We start from the raw sequence: 19,555 nt of genomic DNA on the forward strand, positions 1-19,555 counted from the left end.
GAGTACGCGCCCCCGCCGCCTCCGGTTCTCCGGAGGCGGTCAGCGGGGCCCGCCGAAGAGGGCGAGGCGCACCTCGCGGGCGGCGGCGCGGACGGCGCGCCCCACGGAGGCGAGGGGCGCCCACACCCAGGTCCGCAGCCAGTGGCCGACGGGCGTGAGGATCACCCGGTACGTCCAGGCGAGGGGGCGTCCGATCACGTTCCACAGCACCCAGCCGACGGCGCGTCCGAGGGCCCGGGAGATCAGGCCCCCGATCCGCCAGGCCCAGGCGATCGCGGCGCCGACCGCCCGGCTGACGGGGGCGAGCACATACCGCCAGAGCCAGGTCAGCGGGGTGACGAACAGCAGGTCGACGACCCACCAAACGGCTTTGGCGACGGGGAGGAGGACCCAGCGCGCGAGCCACGTGAGGGGCGTGACGACCAGCAGGTCGATCACCCACCACAGGGCCCGGCCGACCGGGGCGAGGACCCACTCCCACAGGAACCGCAGCGGGATGACGACGAGGTGGTGGATCAGCCAGCCGAGGGCCCGCCCGAGCGGGGCGAGCACCCAGCGCCACAACTGCTTCAGGCAGTAGGCCAGGGCGTCCCAGACCAGCCGGACGGGCAGGACGATCACCAGGGCGATGGCGCGCGCCACCCCCGTGAGACAGCCCGCGGGCTCGTTCGGGGGCTGCGACCTGGTGTTCTGCGTGCTCATGCCGGGAATGACGCGACGGCCCGGCGAAGGGTTTCCCCTTCGCCGGGCCGTCACCCAAGCGTTACTGATTGACGACCGTCAGCGGCAGCAGCTTCTTGCCGGTCGGGCCGATCTGGATGTGCGTGTCCATCTGCGGGCAGACGCCGCAGTCGAAGCACGGGGTCCAGCGGCAGTCCTCGACCTCGGTCTCGTCGAGGGCGTCCTGCCAGTCCTCCCAGAGCCAGTCCTTGTCGAGGCCCGAGTCCAGGTGGTCCCAGGGCAGGACCTCCTCGTAGGTGCGCTCGCGGGTGGTGTACCAGGCGACGTCCACGCCGAAGTCGGGGAGCGTCTTCTCGGCGCAGGCCATCCAGCGGTCGTACGAGAAGTGCTCGCGCCAGCCGTCGAAGCGGCCGCCGTCCTCGTACACCGCGCGGATGACCGCGCCGAGGCGGCGGTCGCCGCGGGAGAGGAGGCCCTCGACGATGCCGGGCTTGCCGTCGTGGTAGCGGAAGCCGATCGAGCGGCCGTACTTCTTGTCGCCGCGGATCTTGTCGCGGAGCTTGCGCAGGCGCTCGTCCGTCTCCTCGGCCGACAGCTGCGGGGCCCACTGGAAGGGGGTGTGCGGCTTGGGGACGAAACCGCCGATGGAGACGGTGCAGCGGATGTCGTTCTGGCCGGAGACCTTGCGGCCCTCGGCGATCACGTTCATCGCCATGTCGGCGATCTGCAGGACGTCCTCGTCGGTCTCCGTCGGCAGGCCGCACATGAAGTACAGCTTCACCTGGCGCCAGCCGTTGCCGTAGGCCGTCGAGACGGTACGGATGAGGTCCTCTTCCGAGACCATCTTGTTGATGACCTTGCGCATGCGCTCGGAGCCGCCCTCGGGGGCGAAGGTGAGGCCGGAGCGGCGGCCGTTCCTCGTGAGCTCGTTCGCCAGGTCGACGTTGAACGCGTCGACGCGGGTCGAGGGGAGGGACAGACCGACCTTGTCCTCCTCGTACCGGTCCGCCAGGCCCTTCGCGATGTCGGCGATCTCACTGTGGTCCGCGGAGGAGAGGGAGAGGAGGCCGACCTCCTCGAAGCCCGTCGCCTTGAGGCCCTTCTCCACCATCTCGCCGATGCCGGTGATGCTTCGCTCCCGCACGGGGCGCGTGATCATGCCGGCCTGGCAGAAGCGGCAGCCGCGGGTGCAGCCGCGGAAGATCTCGACGGACATGCGCTCGTGGACGGTCTCCGCGAGCGGGACGAGGGGCTGCTTGGGGTACGGCCACTCGTCGAGGTCCATGACGGTGTGCTTGGAGACGCGCCACGGCACGCCGGACCTGTTCGGCACGACACGGCCGATGCGGCCGTCGGGCAGGTACTCCACGTCGTAGAACGCCGGGATGTACACCGAGCCGGTCTTCGCGAGGCGGAGGAGGACCTCCTCGCGGCCGCCGGGGCGGCCCTCGGCCTTCCACTGCCGGATGATCTCGGTCATGTCGAGGACGGCCTGCTCGCCGTCGCCGATGATCGCCGCGTCGATGAAGTCCGCGATCGGCTCGGGGTTGAAGGCCGCGTGGCCGCCGGCGAGCACGATGGGGTGGTCGACCGTCCGGTCCTTCGACTCCAGCGGGATGCCCGCCAGGTCGAGGGCGGTGAGCATGTTCGTGTAGCCGAGCTCCGTGGAGAAGCTCAGGCCGAAGACGTCGAACGCGCCGACGGGGCGGTGGCTGTCCACGGTGAACTGCGGCACCTTGTGCTCGCGCATCAGCTCTTCGAGGTCCGGCCACACGCTGTAGGTGCGCTCGGCGAGGACGCCCTCGCGCTCGTTCAGCACCTCGTAGAGGATCATGACGCCCTGGTTGGGCAGGCCGACCTCGTACGCGTCCGGGTACATCAGCGCCCAGCGGACGTCGGCGGACTCCCACGGCTTGACCGTGGAGTTCAGCTCTCCACCGACGTACTGAATCGGCTTCTGCACGTGCGGGAGCAGAGCTTCGAGCTGCGGGAAGACAGACTCGGCAGCAGACATCTCGAACCTTCGTGAGCTGGCAGGGGGGCGACTCTCAAGCGTACCCCGGTGCTCAGCGGGTCAGAGCCGCCGTGAGCTCCGGAGCCGAGGCCCGGGCCCACGCCGCGGGCAGTTCCCGCTCGGCCGCGTCGGCCGCCGCCTCCTCGCGGCCGTAGAGGAGTCCCCAGGTGAAGGCCGATTCGCCGACGCCGTGGGCCATGATCCCGAACTCCCGGAGGGCGACGCGGGCGACGACGGCGTCCTGGTGTTCTCCGAGGAGGGACTGGACGGCCTTGACGCGTTTCGAGAGCCGCTTGGCGGGCTTGCCGAGGGTGGGGCGGGCCGCGTCGGCGGCGTAGCGGGCGCGCTTGGCGGCCTTGCGGGCCTCGTGGAGGGCGAGGTCGCGCTCGTGGCCGGGGCCGAGGGAGAGGGCGTGCTCGATCCGGCGGCCGAGGCGGGCGTGGTCCTTGCGGACGGCGCGGGCGAGGACCGGGCGGGCGTCGCGGCGGGCGGCCTTGCGCAGCGGCGGGGCGGCGAGGAGCGCGTCGAGGGTGTCGAGGAGGGCGAGGTGGCGGTCGGAGTCGAGGGCGGCGAGGGCCTGGTGCCGGGCGTTCCTGGCGAGGGCGGCGTCCCGGCGGCGCAGCCGGGCCTCGACGGGGCCGAGGGTGAGGGCGGGGGGCAGGTCGGCGACGCGGGCGCGCAGCCGTGCGTCGAGGACCTCCTGGTCGCGGGCGACGCCGAGCTCTCCGGCGAGCCATTTCAGCTCGTCGCCGACGGGGTCGGTGACCTCCCGGTCGAGGACCTTGCGGTAGGTCTTGAAGGCGCTGCGCATCCGGCGGCAGGCGACCCGCAGCTGGTGGACGGCGTCGGGCAGGTCGCGGCGTACGGCGGGGTCGAGCGCGACGATCGCCTCGGCCTGTTCCCGTACGTAGGCGAGGACGGCGGCGCCCGCGGTGCCGGGCTTCCCGGCGGTGGGGGCCGCCTGGGGTTCCGAGCCGGTCTCCTTGAGGGCCCGGGCGAGCTTGGACGGCGACGCGGAGGGGTGGATGCCCGCCTTGCGGAGGCGTTTCTCGACGGCGTCGAGGAGGGCCGGGTCGACGTCGTCCGCGAGTTCGACCTCGATCTCGGTCCAGGTGGCCACCGCGCCTTCGGGCAGGCGTTCGGCGTGGACGGTGTCGACGGAGAGTTCGGCGAGGAGGGTGCCGTCGGCGTCGAGGAGGTGGCGGACGTCACGTGCCGAGCGGAGGCGGACGACCGGGACGACCTCCGCGTCGCGGACGCGGGAGCGCAGGAGTCCTGCGAGCTCATCCGGCAGGGTGTCGCTCAGCGGGGCCCTGATCTCGTCGCGGACTCCGGCGGCGACGGGGAACTTCACGTGCCAGCCGGCGTCGCTCCCGCCGGTGCGGCGGCGGAGGGTGACGGCGCCGGCCGCCAGCCGGAGGTCCGGGGTGTCGTAGTAGACGGCGTCGAGTTCCATGACGCCCCGGTCCACGACCTCCGAGACTCCGGGGACGCGGGTGAGGTCCGGTGGCGGGGTCTCCCCGGTGGCTTCGTACTTCCGCTCGATCTCGCGCTTCGTCTCGGCCATACCTCGAATCTAACCGTCGTCAGGCCGTCATCGGGCGTTGTACGCGGATCGACTGGAGCAGTCCGATGGCCACCCACACGGCGAACATCGACGAGCCGCCGTACGAGACGAACGGCAGCGGGAGGCCGGCGACCGGCATGATGCCGAGCGTCATGCCGATGTTCTCGAAGGACTGGAAGGCGAACCAGGCGATGATGCCGGCCGCGACGATCGTGCCGTAGAGCTCGGTGGTCTCGCGGGCGATCCGGCAGGAGCGCCAGAGGATGACGCCGAGGAGGACGAGGATCAGGCCGGCGCCGATGAAGCCGAGCTCCTCCCCCGCGACGGTGAAGATGAAGTCGGTCTGCTGCTCGGGGACGAACTGGCCGCTGGTCTGGTGGCCCTTGAACAGACCCGTGCCGTACAGGCCGCCGGAGCCGATCGCGATGCGGGCCTGGTTGGTGTTGTAGCCGACGCCCGCGGGGTCGAGCTCGGGGTTGGCGAAGGCGGCGAAGCGGTTGATCTGGTACTCGTCGAGCATGCCGAGGGCGGTGACGAGGACCGCGCCGCCGACGCCGGCGCCGATGAGGCCGAGGACCCAGCGGTTGGAGGCGCCGGAGGCGAGCAGCACGCCGAGCACGATGACGGCCATGACCATGACCGAGCCGAGGTCGGGCATCAGCATGACGATGCCCATGGGGAGGGCGGCCAGGGCGAGGGCCTTGGCGACGGTGCCGTGGTCGGGGTGGAGCTGGTCTCCGGCGTCGACCTTGGCGGCGAGGAGCATCGCCATGATCAGGATGATCGTGATCTTCACGAACTCGCTGGGCTGGAGCGAGAAGCCGCCGCCGATGACGATCCACGCGTGGGCGCCGTTGATGGTGGCGCCGAGCGGGGTGAGCACGGCGAGGATGAGCACGATCGAGATGGCGTAGAGGACCGGCACGGCACCGCGCAGGGTCCGGTGGCCGAGCCAGACCGTGCCGATCATCAGGGCGAGCCCGATGCCGGTGTTGAGCAGGTGGCGGAAGAGGAAGTAGTAGGGGTCGCCGTTGTTGAGCTCGGTACGGCCGCGGGTGGCGGACCAGACGAGCAGGGCGCCGAGCAGGGAGAGCGCGAGCGCCGACAGGAGGATCGGCCAGTCGAGCCGGCGCAGCACCGAGTCGCGGGCGGTGAGTTTCGCGAGCGGCCCGCGGTCGGGTGCGTAACGGGAGACGGAGAAGCTCGTACGGGTCGTCATCGGGTCAGTCCCTCAAGTGGGCCGGCGGGCCCGCGAGTGGCGGTGGTGCGTCGTCCTTGGCCGGGTCGACCAGCTGCGACTTGGGGTCGTACGGCTTGATGTCGGGGGCGTCGATGGTGCCGTCGGCGTTGACCTTCGGCAGGCCCTTCTGCGGCTGCGGCAGGAGGGCTCGCTTGAGGTCCTGGTTGCCCGCGTCGTCGAGTCCGTAGATCGCGTCGTAGATGTTGCGCACGGCGGGGCCGGAGGCTCCGGAGCCGGTGCCGCCCTGGGAGATCGTCATGACGATCGTGAAGTCCTTGGTGTACGTCGCCAGCCAGGACGTCGTCTGCTTGCCGTAGACCTGGGCGGTTCCGGTCTTGGCGTGCATCGGGATCTTGTCCTGGGGCCAGCCGCCGAACCGCCAGGCGGCGGTGCCGCCGGGTTCGACGACGGAGCGCAGGCCCTTGTCGAGGTCCCTGATGGTCTGGGCGTCGACCGGCAGCCTGCCGTGGGCCTTGGGCCGGATCTCCCGGATCGACTTGCCGTCGGGGCTGATCACGGCCTTGCCGACGGTGGGGTTGTAGAGGGTGCCGCCGTTGCTGATGGCCGAGTAGGCGGTGGCCAGCTGGATGGGGGTGATGAGGACGTCGCCCTGGCCGATGGCGAAGTTGATGCTGTCGAAGGCCTTGAGCTGGTTGCCTTCGAGGCAGCTCTCGTACGCGATCTGCTCGACGTACGTGCCGCCCTTCTTGCCCTGCTTGCACCAGGCGTCCTTGTTGGCCTCCCAGAAGCGCTGCTTCCACTGGCGGTCGGGGATGCGGCCCGTGACCTCGTTCGGCAGGTCGATGCCGGTCTCGGAGCCGAACCCGAAGTCGTGGGCGGTCCGGTAGAACCAGTCGTGCGGGTTCTTGGGGCTGAGGCCGCCGTCGCGCTGCCACTCCTGGTGGCCGAGGCGGTAGAAGACGGTGTTGCAGGAGAACTTGAGCGCGTCGCCGAGGGTGATGGGGCCGTGCCCCTTGGACTCGAAGTTCGCGAAACTCCGGTTGCCCATGCTGTAGGAGCTGCTGCAGTTGTACTTGTCGTTGAAGTCGTAGCCGGCGCGGACGGCCGCGCTCGCCGAGACCACCTTGAAGACGGAGCCGGCGGGCGCCTGGCCCTGGATGGCCCGGTTGAGCAGCGGGTAGTTGGAGCCCTTGCTGGTCAGCGCGGCGTAGTCCTTGGCGGAGATGCCGCCGACCCAGGCGTTGGGGTCGTAGTCGGGCTGGGAGGCCATCGCGACGACGCGGCCGGTCTTGGACTCCATGACGACGACGGCGCCCGCGTCGGCCTCGTACTTGCGGCCGGTGATCTTGTCGGTCTCCTGCCGGACGGCCTTCATCGCCTCGTTGAGCTCGTACTCGGCGACGGCCTGGACCCGGGCGTCGATGCTGGTGACGAGGGTGGACCCGGCCACGCCGGGGTCGGACTTCGTCTGGCCCATGACGCGGCCGAGGTTGTCCACCTCGTAGCGGGTCACGCCGGCCTTGCCGCGCAGCTCCTTGTCGTACGTGCGCTCGATTCCGGAGCGTCCGACCTGGTCGGAGCGGAGGAACGGCGAGTCGGTGTCCTTGGCCTTCTCGATCTCCCCGTCGGTGACGGGCGAGAGGTAGCCGAGCACCTGGGCCGTGCGGGCCTTGCCGGGCGCGGGGTAGCGGCGCACGGCGGTGGGTTCGGCGGTGATGCCGGGGAAGTCCTCGGAGCTCTCACGGATCGTCAGCGCCTGCTGGGTGGTGGCGTCGTCGGTGACCGGGATGGGCTGGTAGGGCGAACCGTTCCAACAGGGCTTCGGGGTCTTCGAGTCGCAGAGCCGGATCTTGTTGATGACCTCGTCGGGCTTCATCTCGAGGACGCCGGCGAGCCGGGTCAGGACGGCCTTGCCCCGGTCCTTCATCTTCATCAGCTCGGTGCGGGACGCGGAGACGACGAGCCGGGTCTCGTTGTCGGCGAGGGGGACGCCGCGGGCGTCGATGATGGAGCCGCGGACGGCGGGCTGGACGACCTGCTGGACGTGGTTGTTCTTCGCCTCGTTCGTGTACTCCTTGCCGTTGCGGATCTGGAGGTACCAGAGCCGGCCCCCCAGGGTGAGGAGCAGGGAGAAGACGAGGATCTGGATGACGACGAGCCGGATCTGGACCCGGGGGGTCCGCCCGGTCTCGGGGATGTTGCTCATACTGCCGGTGCCCCCTCGGTCACAGTCGCTTGACTCCCTTGATGCGTCCGGCGCGTGAGGCGCGGTTGCGTGCGGCCTTCACCCGCAGGCCGCCGCGCTGGGCGCCGATCCTCAGGCCGGTGCCGGAGGAGAGCCAGCCGGTGGCGACGTCGACGCCGTTGCCGCCGCCGGTGTCGGCGAGCGGGTCGTTCTCGGCGCGGCGGGCGAGGGCCATGATGAGCGGCACCGTGAAGGGCGCGAGGAGCAGGTCGTACAGGCCCGCGGTGAACAGCAGGAAGCCGAGGCCGACATGGCGGGCGGCGGTGTCGCCGACGAGGGCGCCCACGCCCGCGTAGAGGAGCGTGGAGCCGACGGCCGCGGCGGCGACGACGGCCATGGGGCCGGCCGCGGAGGTGAGCCGGCCGTTGTCCGGCTTCGCGAGGCCGACGAGGTAGCCGATGACGCAGAGCACGAGGGCGTAGCGGCCGGCGGCGTGGTCGGCGGGCGGGGCGAGGTCGGCGAGGAGGCCGGCGGTGAAGCCGACGAGGGAGCCGCCGACGGGTCCGTACACGAGGGCGAGGCCGACGACGGTGAGGAGGACGAGGTCGGGGACGGCGCCGGGGAGCTGGAGGCGGGCGAGGACGGAGACCTGGACGACCAGGGCCACCACGATCAGGGCGGCGGAGAGGAGGATGCGGTTGAACTTCACGGTGTCACGCCCCCCTGGTCCTGCTGCTGGTTCTGCTGTGCCTGCTGGTCCTGATCCGGTTTCCGGCCGTCCGGTGGCGGTGGCGTGACCGTGACGGTGACGGTCGGCGCGGGCTTGGGTTTCCGCGGCAGGACCGTGTCGCGGGGGTCGGAGGCCGGGGCCTGGACGACGACGCCGACGATGTCGAGCCTGGTGAAGCCGACGAACGGGCGGACGTAGACGTTACGGGTCAGGCCGCCGCCCGCCGGGTCGACGCGGACGATCTCGCCGACCGGGACGCCGGGCACGAAGGGCTTGTCGCCCGCGGAGCCGAACGTGACGAGCCGGTCGCCGGGCTTGACCTTGGCCTTGCCGTTGAGGAGCTGGACGAGGAGGGGGCCGTTGCCCTGGCCGGTGGCGAAGCCGAGTTCGTTCGACTTCTCCATGCGGGTGCCGACGGTGAAGTCGGGGTCGTTGGCGAGGAGGACCGTGGAGGTGGAGGGGCCGACGGTGGTGACGCGGCCGACGAGCCCGGAGCCGTTGAGCACGGTCATGTCGCGCTTGATGCCGTCGCGGGCACCGACGTCGACGGTGACGGTCCAGGAGAAGCCCTGGGCCGCTCCTATGGCGACGACCTGGGCGCCCTTGATGCCGTACTGCCCGGCGCCGGCGGTCTTGAGCATGGCGTCGAGCTCGCTCAGCCGGCTGCGGTTGCGGTCGTCGCTGCCGAGCTTCGCCTTGAGTTCGGCGTTCTCCTTCTCCAGGGCGGCGATCCGGGTGTGCCGCTCGCCGGAATCCCGTACCGCCCCTATGGCGTTGCCGACGGGATCGACGGCGGCCGCCACACCGTTCTCGACCGGGCCGAAGACCGCCGCTGCGGCCTGTCGGGCACCGTCGACGGGTGACTCCTGGCCGCCGCGGATGTCCACCGTGATCAGTGCGAACGCGATGGCGATCAGCAGCACCAGGAGCAGCCGGCTCTCTCGTGTGTCCCTCACGTGCGGCGGCCGTGCCTTTCCTCGTGGTTCGGTTGTTCGGCTGTTCGGGTGAAACGTCGTCGCTAGCGGCGCGGCTGGGCGTCCAGGACCTGCTGGAGGGCCTCGAACTCCTCCACGCACTTGCCGGATCCGAGCGCCACCGAGTCCAACGGGTCCTCGGCGATGTGGATCGGCATGCCGGTCTCGCGCCGGAGGCGCTCGTCGAGGCCGCGGAGCAGGGCGCCGCCACCCGTGAGAACGATGCCGCGGTCCATGACGTCACCGGAGAGCTCCGGCGGGCACTTGTCGAGGGTGGTCTTCACGGCGTCGACGATCGCGTTGACCGGCTCCTCGATGGCCTTGCGGACCTCGGCCGCGGAGATGACCACGGTCTTGGGCAGACCGGAGACGAGGTCGCGGCCGCGGATCTCGGTGTGCTCGTCCTTGTCGAGGTCGTACGCGGAGCCGATGGTGATCTTGATCTGCTCGGCGGTGCGCTCGCCGAGGAGGAGGGAGTACTCCTTCTTGATGTGCTGGATGATCGCGTTGTCCAGCTCGTCGCCGGCGACCCGGATGGACTGTGCCGTGACGATTCCGCCGAGGGAGATGACGGCGACCTCGGTGGTGCCGCCGCCGATGTCGACGACCATGTTGCCGGTGGCCTCGTGGACGGGGAGGCCCGAGCCGATGGCCGCCGCCATGGGCTCCTCGATGATGTGCACCTGGCGGGCGCCGGCCTGGGTGGACGCCTCGATGACGGCGCGGCGCTCCACTCCGGTGATGCCGGAGGGCACGCAGACGACGACGCGGGGGCGGGCCAGGTAACGGCGCTTGTGGATCTTGAGGATGAAGTAGCGGAGCATCCGCTCGGTGATCTCGAAGTCGGCGATCACACCGTCCTTGAGCGGGCGCACGGCGACGATGTTGCCGGGAGTCCGGCCGATCATCTTCTTCGCCTCGGCGCCGACCGCGAGGATGCCTCCGGTGTTGGTGTTGATGGCGACGACTGACGGCTCGTTCAGAACGATGCCTCGCCCCCTGACGTACACCAGCGTGTTGGCGGTCCCGAGGTCGACAGCCATGTCACGGCCGATGAACGACATTGAGTTCCCCTTGATTTCCCATGGCTGAGAGTGGTGCGGCGTGGAGTTTTCCATCGTAGTGCCGCCCGCACGGATGGCGCGCGGTGGTCCACCTCTGTACAGGTGACGGAAGGACGCGGCGATCCGTTCCCGGGATTGACGTTCATATGCCTGGGGGCGACCGAATTCCTTCGGTCGCCCCACAGGGTTGTGCCGATCGACTGACACCGGGTCAGCGAGCGGTTCAGACGAGACCCGGGAAGAAGATCTTCAGTTCACGGGCGGCGGACTCCTCCGAGTCCGACGCGTGGATCAGGTTCTCCCGGACGATGGTGCCGAAGTCGCCGCGGATCGAACCCGGCGCGGCGGCGATCGGGTCGGTCGGGCCGGCGAGCGTGCGCAGGCCCTCGATGACCCGCTCGCCCTCGACGACGAGCGCGACGACCGGGCCGGACTGCATGAACCCCATCAGCGGCTCGTAGAAGGGCTTGCCCTTGTGCTCGCCGTAGTGCTGCTCCAGCGTGTCCTGGTCCAGCTCGCGCAGCTCCAGGGCGGTGATGGCCCATCCGGCCTTGCGCTCGATGCGGCCGATGATCTCGCCGATCAGGCCACGGCGGACGGCGTCGGGCTTGAGCAGGACGAGCGATCGCTGGCTCACGGGGGAACTCCTTCGGAAAAACGGTGTGCGGGCCTCCGAGGCTACAGGGCCCGCACGTCCCGCGATTACGCAGCGTCAGGCCCTGCCGAGGCCTGGGCCGCGGCCCAGCCGGCCTTGACCTCGTCGATGCGGCGCCCGTAGTGCACCGAGGCCCACCACAGACCGGCGAAGACGGCCCCGAGGAAGAACATGGTGGGGACGACGAAGCCGCTGAGGACCAGCCCGAGCTGCAGGGCCCAGCCGAGCTGCACCCCGCCCGGCCGGGTGATCATCCCGCACAGCAGCACCGAGACGGCCATGGCCACGCCGCAGACCCACCAGACGGTGGACGTCGCGAGGCCGTCGTCCTTCATGGCGACGAGCCCGGCGAAGCCGATCACGAAGAACTCGCCGATCAGGGTCGAGGAACAGAGCACACGCATCGGGTTCAGCCCCTTCGCAGCAGCAGCCGGGCGTCGCCGACCGTGAAGATCGAACCGGTCACGAGGACGCCCGCGCCGCCGTACTCGGCCTCTTCCTCCGCGAGGGTGATGGCCGCCTCGATGGCGTCGGGCAGCCGAGGCTCGACGACCACCCGGTCCTCGCCGAAGACCTCGACCGCGATCGCGGCGAGCGCGTCCACGTCGGTGGCCCGCGGGTTGGAGTTCGCGGTGATCACGACCTCCGCGAAGATCGGCTCGAAGGCCTCCAGGAGACCCTTGGCGTCCTTGTCCCCGCTCGTGGAGACCACGCCGATGAGCCGGGAGAAGCCGAAGGCCTCGCTGATGCCCTCCGCCGTCGCCCGCGCGCCGTGCGGGTTGTGCGCGGCGTCCAGGATGACGGTCGGCGAGGAGCGGACGATCTCCAGGCGGCCCGGCGAGGCCACCTGGGCGAAGGCCCGGCGGACGGTGTCCACGTCCAGGGTCCTGGCGTGCTCGGCGCCGATCCCGAAGAAGGCCTCGACCGCCGCGAGCGCCACCGCGGCGTTGTGCGCCTGGTAGGCGCCGTGCAGCGGCAGGAAGACGTCGTCGTACTCGCCGCCCAGGCCCCGCAGGGTGAGGAGCTGGCCGCCGACCGCGACCTCGCGGGAGGCGACGCCGAACTCCATGCCCTCGCGGGCCACGGTCGCGTCCGCCTCGACGGCCTTCTTCAGCAGGACCTGGGCCGCGTCGACCGGCTGCTGGGCCAGGATGACGGTCGCGCCCTGCTTGATGATCCCGGACTTCTCGGCCGCGATCTCGGCGGTCGTCCCGCCGAGCCGGTCGGTGTGGTCGAGGTCGATGGGGGTGACCACGGCGACGGAGGCGTCGATGACGTTCGTCGCGTCCCAGGTGCCGCCCATGCCGACCTCGACGACCGCCACGTCGACCGGGGCGTCCGCGAAGGCGGCGTACGCCATGCCGGTGAGGACCTCGAAGAAGGAGAGCCGGTACTCCTCGCGGGCGTCGACCAGCTCCACGTACGGCTTGACGTCCTGGTACGTCTCGATGAACCGCTCGGCCGAGATCGGGGCACCGTCCAGGCTGATCCGCTCGGTGATGGTCTGCACGTGCGGCGAGGTGTAGCGACCGGTGCGCAGCTCGAAGGCGCCGAGCAGGGCCTCGATCATGCGGGCCGTCGACGTCTTGCCGTTGGTGCCGGTGATGTGGATCGAGGGGTACGCGCGCTGCGGCTCGCCGAGGACGTCCATCAGGGCCGCGATCCGCTTGACGGAGGGCTCCAGCTTGGTCTCGCCCCAGCGGGTGGCCAGCTCGGTCTCGACCTCGCGCAGCGCCTTGTCCAGCTCGGGGTCCTCGGGACGGCTGGGCACGGGGTCGCCCTGGGGCGGTCCGGCCTGGGCGCGCAGGGTGCGGCTGCCGGCCTCGATCACCGCCAGGTCGGGGTCGCGGTCTGTCTCGGTGTCGACGATGTCGTCGAACTGGTCATTCGGGTCGCTCGGCTCGCTCACGGGCCCAGTCTACGGAGCGGTGCCGACAGGACCGTGGACCCACCCCTTTCGGGACTTTCGGGCTACCGGCCCAGCCCCGTCGGCAGCAGCGCCGTCACCACGTAGGCGCCGTCCTCCCGGCGGGCCCGCAGCGTGCCGCCCATGCTGGTGACCCGCTCCTCCATCGAGAACAGGCCGGTGCCGGTGGAGACGGGCGCCGGGTCCGGCGGGCTCTTCGGCAGCGGGTTGCGCACCTCGATCCGCAGGTCGGGCCCCTCCACCGTGATCGCGACCGTCACGGGGAGGCCCGGCGCGTGCTTGGCGGCGTTCGTCAGGCACTCCCGGACGACGCGGTGGACGGCGGCCTGCCGGAGCGGGGACAGCGCCTTGGCCTCCTCGGCGACCGTCAGGTCGACGGGGCTGCCCATCCGTTCGCTCTCCCCGGCGAGTTCGGGGAGCCCTTCGAGGCCCGGGGTGGCGTCCCGGCGCACGATCGTCTCGTTGAGCATGAGGTGGGCGCGCCGGGCGGTGTCCGCGAGCTCCTCGAAGTCCTTCTGGTGGGCCTCTCCCCTGGCCCGTACGGCGAGGACCTCGGCCCGCACCGCGAGGACGGTGAGCTCGCGGCCGACCAGGTCGTGGACGTCCCGGCCCACGGAGATCCGCTCCTCCTGCACGGCCTGCCGGGCGGCGGCCTCGCGGCGCTGGACCTCCAGGGCGCGGACGAGGTCCTGCCGGTAGGCGGCGATGCCGACGCCGGCCGCGAGGACGCCGATCGGGACGACCAGGCTGAGGAAGTCGCTGAGGGTCTCGCCGTGCTCGGCGGGCCAGCCGGGCGTCAGGAAGAGGCCGTACGCCACGGCGACGTACAGCAGGGTCGCGATGACGGCGGCGCGCCGTCCCCGGTAGCGGCCGATCGAGTACAGCGCGAACTGGATCATGGTGAGTTCGTGCAGCCAGCCCATCAGTCCGAGCGCCACGGCGTACGGGAGCCACGGCAGCCGTCGCCGGAGCACCAGCGCGGCCGCCCCGCCCGCGAGGACGAGGGTCGCGGTGACGCCGGTGAGGGAGTTGTCGGCGCGGGCGAGTCCCGGCACGTCCAGGAGCATCAGGCCGAAGGCGAAGAGCGCGGCGACGACGTCGAGGGCGCGGGGCGAGACGGCCCACCGGTCCACGCGACGGCGGAGCGCGGGGACGGCGGGGAGGCGGAGCATGCCCTCCATCATCCCGGGTCTTTCGTCCCGGGCCGCCGGGCTTCGGTCACAAGTCACGTGATGTCACCCACAACCGGACAAAGTTGTCAGCCGCAGACCGACGAAGCCGTCGGCCGCGAGCGGGGGAAGACGAAGGGCCCGGAACCGATGACCGGTCCCGGGCCCCTTCCTCCGTGCGCTCCGTACGGATCAGGCCTGCGGCAGGTTCGCCAGCTGGGTCTGGATGCGGGCGATGTCCTCGTCCGCCTTGGCGAGGCGGCCCTTGATCTTGTCCACCACGTTGTCGGGGGCCTTGGCCAGGAAGGCCTCGTTCCCGAGCTTGGCCTCCGCCTGCGCCTTCTCCTTCTCGGCGGCGGCGAGGTCCTTCGCGAGGCGCTTGCGCTCCGCGGCCACGTCGATCGTGCCCGAGAGGTCGAGCGCGACGGTGGCACCGGCGACCGGCAGGGAGGCGGTGGCGGAGAAGCCCTCGCCCTCCGGCTGGAGGCGCAGCAGCTGGCGGATGGCGGCCTCGTGGGCGGCGAGCGGCGTGCCGTCCAGCTCCAGGCGGGCCGGGACCTTCTGGCCGGGCTGGAGGCCCTGGTCGGCGCGGAAGCGGCGCACCTCGGTGACGACCTGCTGCAGGTTCTCGATCTCGGCCTCGGCGGCGTCGTCGCGGAAGCCGCTGTCCTTCGGCCACTCGGCGACGACCAGGGACTCACGCCCGGTGAGCGTGGTCCACAGCGCCTCGGTGACGAACGGGACGATCGGGTGCAGCAAGCGCAGCATGACGTCCAGGACCTCGCCGAGGACCCGGCCGGAGACCTTGGCCTGCTCGCCGCCGGCGAAGAACGTCGTCTTCGACAGCTCGACGTACCAGTCGAAGACCTCGTCCCACGCGAAGTGGTAGAGCGCGTCGCTGAGCTTCGCGAACTGGTAGTCCTCGTAGTACGCGTCGACCTGGGCGACGGTCTTGTTGAGGCGGGACAGGATCCAGCGGTCGGTCGCCGACAGCTGCTCGACCGGGGGCAGTTCGCCCTCGATGGTCGCGCCGTTCATGAGCGCGAAGCGGGTGGCGTTCCAGATCTTGTTGGCGAAGTTCCGGGAGGCCTTGACCCAGTCCTCGCCGATCGGGACGTCGACGCCGGGGTTGGCGCCGTTGGCCAGGGTGAAGCGGACGGCGTCGGAGCCGTACTGGTCCATCCAGTCCAGCGGGTTGACCACGTTGCCGAAGGACTTCGACATCTTCTTGCCGTTCTGGTCACGGACCATGCCGTGCAGGGCGATGGTGTGGAACGGCGGGGTGCCGTCCATCGCGTACAGACCGAACATCATCATCCGGGCGACCCAGAAGAAGAGGATGTCGTAGCCGGTGACCAGGACGGAGTTCGGATAGAACTTCTCGAGGCTCTCGGTCCGCTCGGGCCAGCCGAGCGTGGAGAACGGCCACAGGCCGGAGGAGAACCAGGTGTCCAGGACGTCCGTGTCCTGGTGCCAGCCCTCGCCCGTCGGCGGCTGCTCGTCCGGTCCGACGCAGACGACCTCGCCGTTCGGGCCGTACCAGACCGGGATGCGGTGGCCCCACCAGAGCTGGCGCGAGATGCACCAGTCGTGCAGGTTGTCGACCCAGTCGAAGTACCGCTTCTCCATCTCCTGCGGGTGGATCTTGACCTTGCCGTCGCGGACCGCGTCACCGGCGGCCTTCGCGAGCGGGCCGACCTTGACCCACCACTGCATCGACAGGCGCGGCTCGATGGTGGTCTTGCAGCGCGAGCAGTGGCCGACGGAGTGGACGTACGGACGCTTCTCGGCGACGATCCGGCCCTCGGCGCGCAGGGCGGCGACGATGGCGGAGCGGGCCTCCAGGCGGTCCAGGCCCTGGAAGGGGCCGTGGACGGTGATGACCGCGCGCTCGTCCATGACGGCGAGGTTCGGCAGGTTGTGGCGCTGGCCGATCTCGAAGTCGTTCGGGTCGTGCGCCGGGGTCACCTTGACGGCGCCGGTGCCGAACTCCGGGTCGACGTGGGTGTCGGCGACGACCGGGATCGTACGGTCCGTCAGCGGCAGCTTGATCTGCTTGCCGACCAGGTGCTTGTAGCGCTCGTCGTCGGGGTGGACGGCGACGGCCGTGTCGCCGAGCATCGTCTCGGCACGGGTGGTGGCGACGACCAGGGAGTCGTCGCCCTCGCCGTAGCGGATGGAGACGAGCTCGCCCTCGTCGTCCTGGTACTCGACCTCGATGTCCGAAATGGCCGTCAGGCAGCGCGGACACCAGTTGATGATGCGCTCGGCGCGGTAGATCAGCTCGTCGTCGTAGAGCTTCTTGAAGATGGTCTGGACGGCCTGGGACAGCCCTTCGTCCATGGTGAAGCGCTCACGGGACCAGGCGACGCCGTCACCCAGGCGCTTCATCTGGCCGGAGATCTGACCACCGGACTCGGCCTTCCACTGCCAGACCCGCTCGACGAACGCCTCACGGCCCAGGTCGTGGCGGGACTTGCCCTCCTTGGCGAGCTCGCGCTCGACGACGTTCTGGGTGGCGATGCCGGCGTGGTCCATGCCGGGCTGCCACAGCGTCTCGAAGCCCTGCATGCGCTTGCGGCGGGTGAGGGCGTCGATCAGCGTGTGCTCGAAGGCGTGGCCCAGGTGGAGGGAGCCGGTGACGTTGGGCGGCGGGATGACGATGGTGTACGGCGGCTTCTCGCTCTTCGCGTCCGCTTCGAAGTACCCGCGCTCTACCCAGCGCTCGTACAGCGGCCCCTCTACCTCGGCCGGCGCGTACGTGGTCGGCAGTTCGGTGGTGGGCGCTGTCTGCTGCTGAGTGTTCTCGGTCACGGGGCCAGTTTAGGGGTGTCGCGGTCCTGTCCTGAAACGCTTTGGTTCGGTAACGGTGTGGCCCCCGCCGCACTCCCCGGCCGGTGGTTCCGCCAGGATGTTCGCCAGGCATAAACATCCTGTGAGGGGAACCTGTCGATGAGCTACAACCAGCCGGGCCCGTACGGTGGCCAGCAGCCCGGTCCATACGGCCAGCCGGGCCCCTACGGCCAGCAGCCGCAGCAGCCGGGCCCTTACGGCCAGCCGCAGGCTCCGCAGCCGGGTTACGGATACCCACAGCAGGCCCCGCAGGGCGTCCCGCCGCAGCAGCCCCCCTACGGCTACCCGCAGCAGCCCGGCCCCTACGGCCAGCAGCCGCAGTACGGCGCCCCGCAGGGCCCCGGCGGCTACGTGCCCCACCCCCCGGCTCCGAAGAAGTCCAAGGCCGGCTGGATCATCGGCGCGGTCGCGGTCGTGGCGGCGATCGGCGTGGGCGCGTACTTCGTGCTGGGCGGTGGCGGAAACGGTGCCGTCGCCGACGACACCAAGGGCTACAAGATCACTCCTGCGGCCACCGTCGGCGAGTACAAGAAGGAGGGGGCCGACAAGAGCGGTCCCCTGACCGACAAGCAGAAGGTCAGCGCCGACGCCATGGGGATCACGAACCCCAAGGCCGTCCAGGCGTCTTACAAGGCCGGCGCCTCCACCGACCCGCTCAAGGGCAAGAACATGAGCCTGAACGGCATGTGGGGCGAGATCGCCGACCCGGAGAAGGCGCTCGACACCGCGTTCGCGAACTACGAGAAGGACCAGGCCAGCGAGTCCGAGGGCCTCAAGGTGACCCCCGTCGGCAGCCCGGAGAGCAAGACGCCGAGCGGCTTCGAGGGCGCGCTGATGAAGTGCCAGAACATCACGCTGGAGAGCACCAAGACGGAGACGACTCCGGGCCCGAAGTCGTTCACGGTGCCCACGTGCATCTGGGCGGACTACAGCACCCTCGGCGTCGTCAACGCCATGGACCTGTCGACCATGATGACCGGCGGCCAGGGCCTCACCCTGGACCAGGTCGCCGAGCTGACGGCCCAGCAGTACAAGGCCTCCCGCAGCAAGGCCTGATCCACGGCCCGCACACGTGGAAGGGGCGCCCCGCCGGTCGGCGGGGCGCCCCTTCCACGTCCGGACGGCTCAGGCCGACTTCTCGTGCCTGCCGTCGTTCTTCACGATCCGCGGGACCAGCGTCGGGTTGACGTTGTTGCGGACGACGTCGGCCGTGATGACCACGCGGGCCACGTCCTTGCGGGACGGGACCTCGTACATCACCGACTGGAGGACCTCCTCCATGATGGCGCGCAGGCCGCGCGCGCCGGTGCCGCGGAGGATCGCCTGGTCGGCGATGGCCTCCAGGGCCGGGCGGTCGAAGTCCAGCTCCACGCCGTCGAGTTCGAAGAGGCGCTGGTACTGCTTCACCAGCGCGTTGCGCGGCTCGACCAGGATCTGGAGGAGCGCCTCGCGGTCCAGGTTGTGGACGGAGGTGAGGACGGGGAGACGGCCGATGAACTCGGGGATCATCCCGAACTTCACCAGGTCCTCCGGCATGACCTCCTGGAACTGGTCGCTCGCCTCGATCTCGCGCTTGGAGCGGATGGTCGCCCCGAAGCCGATGCCCTTGGCGCCCGCCCGCGCCTCGATGATCTTCTCCAGGCCGGCGAAGGCGCCGCCCACGATGAAGAGCACGTTCGTCGTGTCGATCTGGATGAACTCCTGGTGCGGGTGCTTCCGGCCGCCCTGGGGCGGGACCGAGGCCGTCGTGCCCTCCAGGATCTTCAGGAGGGCCTGCTGGACGCCCTCACCGCTCACGTCACGCGTGATCGACGGGTTTTCGCTCTTACGGGCGACCTTGTCGATCTCGTCGATGTAGATGATCCCGGTCTCGGCCTTCTTGACGTCGTAGTCGGCCGCCTGGATCAGCTTGAGCAGGATGTTCTCGACGTCCTCGCCGACATAGCCGGCCTCCGTCAGCGCCGTCGCGTCGGCGATGGCGAACGGGACGTTGAGCATGCGGGCCAGGGTCTGGGCCAGGAGCGTCTTGCCCGAGCCCGTGGGGCCGAGGAGCAGGATGTTGGACTTCGCCAGCTCGATGGCGTCGTCACGGCCCTGTGCGCCGCCGTTCTCGCCGGCCTGGACGCGCTTGTAGTGGTTGTACACCGCGACCGAGAGGGCCTTCTTCGCGGGCTCCTGCCCGACGACGTACCCCTCGAGGAACTCGTAGATCTCGCGGGGCTTGGGGAGTTCCTCCCAGCGCACCTCGCTCGTCTCCGCGAGTTCCTCCTCGATGATCTCGTTGCAGAGGTCGATGCACTCGTCGCAGATGTACACACCGGGTCCCGCGATGAGCTTCTTCACCTGCTTCTGGCTCTTTCCGCAGAACGAGCACTTGAGCAGATCGCCGCCATCACCGATGCGTGCCACGAGGTGCTTCCCCTTCGCCTGGGAGCGCTTGGTTCAGCGACTCCTGGTGCCTCATATTCGACGGTACCTTGCCGGGCCCCCCGTTCGGGCCCCCCTTGGCACGGTTCACATGGTCGCGATTCGGCC

15 protein-coding genes are annotated in these 19,555 nt (G+C 70.4%); 1 reads left to right on the forward strand and 14 read right to left on the reverse strand.

What is annotated here, in order from left to right; all coding sequences use genetic code 11:
• Positions 1-39: 39 nt before the first annotated feature.
• The 13 genes from K7G60_RS06635 to K7G60_RS06695 form a co-directional block, all read right to left on the reverse strand.
• The gene (locus K7G60_RS06635; protein ID WP_225799850.1) at positions 40-702 is read right to left on the reverse strand and encodes a hypothetical protein; all 663 of its coding nucleotides are present in this window, start codon (positions 700-702) and stop codon (positions 40-42) included.
• 61 nt (positions 703-763) lie between these two features.
• A complete protein-coding gene (locus K7G60_RS06640; RefSeq protein ID WP_225799851.1) occupies positions 764-2,695 on the reverse strand; it encodes a TIGR03960 family B12-binding radical SAM protein in 1,932 nt (643 codons plus the stop codon).
• 52 nt (positions 2,696-2,747) lie between these two features.
• Positions 2,748-4,262, reverse strand: a complete 1,515-nt coding sequence (locus tag K7G60_RS06645) for a CYTH and CHAD domain-containing protein (protein WP_225799852.1) — start codon at positions 4,260-4,262, stop codon at positions 2,748-2,750.
• Positions 4,263-4,281: 19 nt separating this feature from the next.
• Entirely contained in the window at positions 4,282-5,481 is a 1,200-nt protein-coding gene (gene rodA, locus K7G60_RS06650; RefSeq protein WP_225799853.1) for a rod shape-determining protein RodA, read from the reverse strand.
• A gap of 4 nt (positions 5,482-5,485) precedes the next feature.
• Entirely contained in the window at positions 5,486-7,669 is a 2,184-nt protein-coding gene (gene mrdA / locus K7G60_RS06655; protein ID WP_225799854.1) for a penicillin-binding protein 2, read from the reverse strand.
• Positions 7,670-7,688: 19 nt separating this feature from the next.
• Positions 7,689-8,357, reverse strand: coding sequence for a rod shape-determining protein MreD (gene mreD / locus K7G60_RS06660; RefSeq protein WP_225799855.1), 669 nt, complete (start codon positions 8,355-8,357; stop codon positions 7,689-7,691).
• Complete coding sequence (mreC, locus tag K7G60_RS06665) at positions 8,354-9,334, reverse strand: rod shape-determining protein MreC (protein WP_225799856.1); 981 nt, start codon at positions 9,332-9,334, stop codon at positions 8,354-8,356. Before mreC ends, mreD begins: the two co-directional genes overlap by 4 nt.
• A 62-nt stretch (positions 9,335-9,396) precedes the next feature.
• Positions 9,397-10,416 carry a rod shape-determining protein gene (locus K7G60_RS06670; RefSeq protein ID WP_017239313.1) on the reverse strand — a complete coding sequence of 340 codons (1,020 nt, stop codon included), beginning with the start codon at positions 10,414-10,416 and terminating at the stop codon, positions 9,397-9,399.
• A 223-nt stretch (positions 10,417-10,639) separates the two neighbouring features.
• Positions 10,640-11,053: a nucleoside-diphosphate kinase gene (ndk, locus tag K7G60_RS06675; protein ID WP_093876112.1), complete on the reverse strand. Its 414-nt coding sequence runs from the start codon at positions 11,051-11,053 to the stop codon at positions 10,640-10,642.
• Between the two features lie 65 nt (positions 11,054-11,118).
• Entirely contained in the window at positions 11,119-11,475 is a 357-nt protein-coding gene (locus K7G60_RS06680; RefSeq protein WP_225799857.1) for a DUF4233 domain-containing protein, read from the reverse strand.
• Between the two features lie 5 nt (positions 11,476-11,480).
• Positions 11,481-12,980 (reverse strand): folylpolyglutamate synthase/dihydrofolate synthase family protein, encoded by a 1,500-nt coding sequence (locus K7G60_RS06685; protein ID WP_225799858.1) that lies wholly within the window; start codon positions 12,978-12,980, stop codon positions 11,481-11,483.
• 62 nt (positions 12,981-13,042) lie between these two features.
• A complete protein-coding gene (locus K7G60_RS06690; protein WP_225799859.1) occupies positions 13,043-14,170 on the reverse strand; it encodes a sensor histidine kinase in 1,128 nt (375 codons plus the stop codon).
• 189 nt (positions 14,171-14,359) lie between these two features.
• Positions 14,360-16,981 (reverse strand): valine--tRNA ligase, encoded by a 2,622-nt coding sequence (locus K7G60_RS06695; RefSeq protein WP_225799860.1) that lies wholly within the window; start codon positions 16,979-16,981, stop codon positions 14,360-14,362.
• A 138-nt stretch (positions 16,982-17,119) separates the two neighbouring features.
• Between K7G60_RS06695 and K7G60_RS06700 the strand changes: the two genes are divergently transcribed.
• Positions 17,120-18,076, forward strand: a complete 957-nt coding sequence (locus K7G60_RS06700; RefSeq protein ID WP_225799861.1) for a hypothetical protein — start codon at positions 17,120-17,122, stop codon at positions 18,074-18,076.
• Between the two features lie 69 nt (positions 18,077-18,145).
• Here the strand turns inward: K7G60_RS06700 and clpX are convergent, their stop codons facing one another.
• Positions 18,146-19,429, reverse strand: a complete 1,284-nt coding sequence (clpX, locus tag K7G60_RS06705) for an ATP-dependent Clp protease ATP-binding subunit ClpX (RefSeq protein WP_190156657.1) — start codon at positions 19,427-19,429, stop codon at positions 18,146-18,148.
• Positions 19,430-19,555 lie beyond the last annotated feature (126 nt).

The organism is Streptomyces sp. NK15101 (assembly GCF_020400725.1).
Classification (GTDB): domain Bacteria; phylum Actinomycetota; class Actinomycetes; order Streptomycetales; family Streptomycetaceae; genus Streptomyces.

Coding starts and splice junctions, on each gene's coding strand:
- K7G60_RS06645 (WP_225799852.1), bottom strand. CDS start 4,262: ATGGCCGAGACGAAGCGCGAGATCGAGCGGAAGTACGAAGCCACCGGG.
- K7G60_RS06640 (WP_225799851.1), bottom strand. CDS start 2,695: ATGTCTGCTGCCGAGTCTGTCTTCCCGCAGCTCGAAGCTCTGCTCCCG.
- rodA (WP_225799853.1), bottom strand. CDS start 5,481: ATGACGACCCGTACGAGCTTCTCCGTCTCCCGTTACGCACCCGACCGC.
- K7G60_RS06680 (WP_225799857.1), bottom strand. CDS start 11,475: ATGCGTGTGCTCTGTTCCTCGACCCTGATCGGCGAGTTCTTCGTGATC.
- mrdA (WP_225799854.1), bottom strand. CDS start 7,669: ATGAGCAACATCCCCGAGACCGGGCGGACCCCCCGGGTCCAGATCCGG.
- K7G60_RS06670 (WP_017239313.1), bottom strand. CDS start 10,416: ATGTCGTTCATCGGCCGTGACATGGCTGTCGACCTCGGGACCGCCAAC.
- K7G60_RS06635 (WP_225799850.1), bottom strand. CDS start 702: ATGAGCACGCAGAACACCAGGTCGCAGCCCCCGAACGAGCCCGCGGGC.
- K7G60_RS06700 (WP_225799861.1), top strand. CDS start 17,120: ATGAGCTACAACCAGCCGGGCCCGTACGGTGGCCAGCAGCCCGGTCCA.
- K7G60_RS06690 (WP_225799859.1), bottom strand. CDS start 14,170: ATGCTCCGCCTCCCCGCCGTCCCCGCGCTCCGCCGTCGCGTGGACCGG.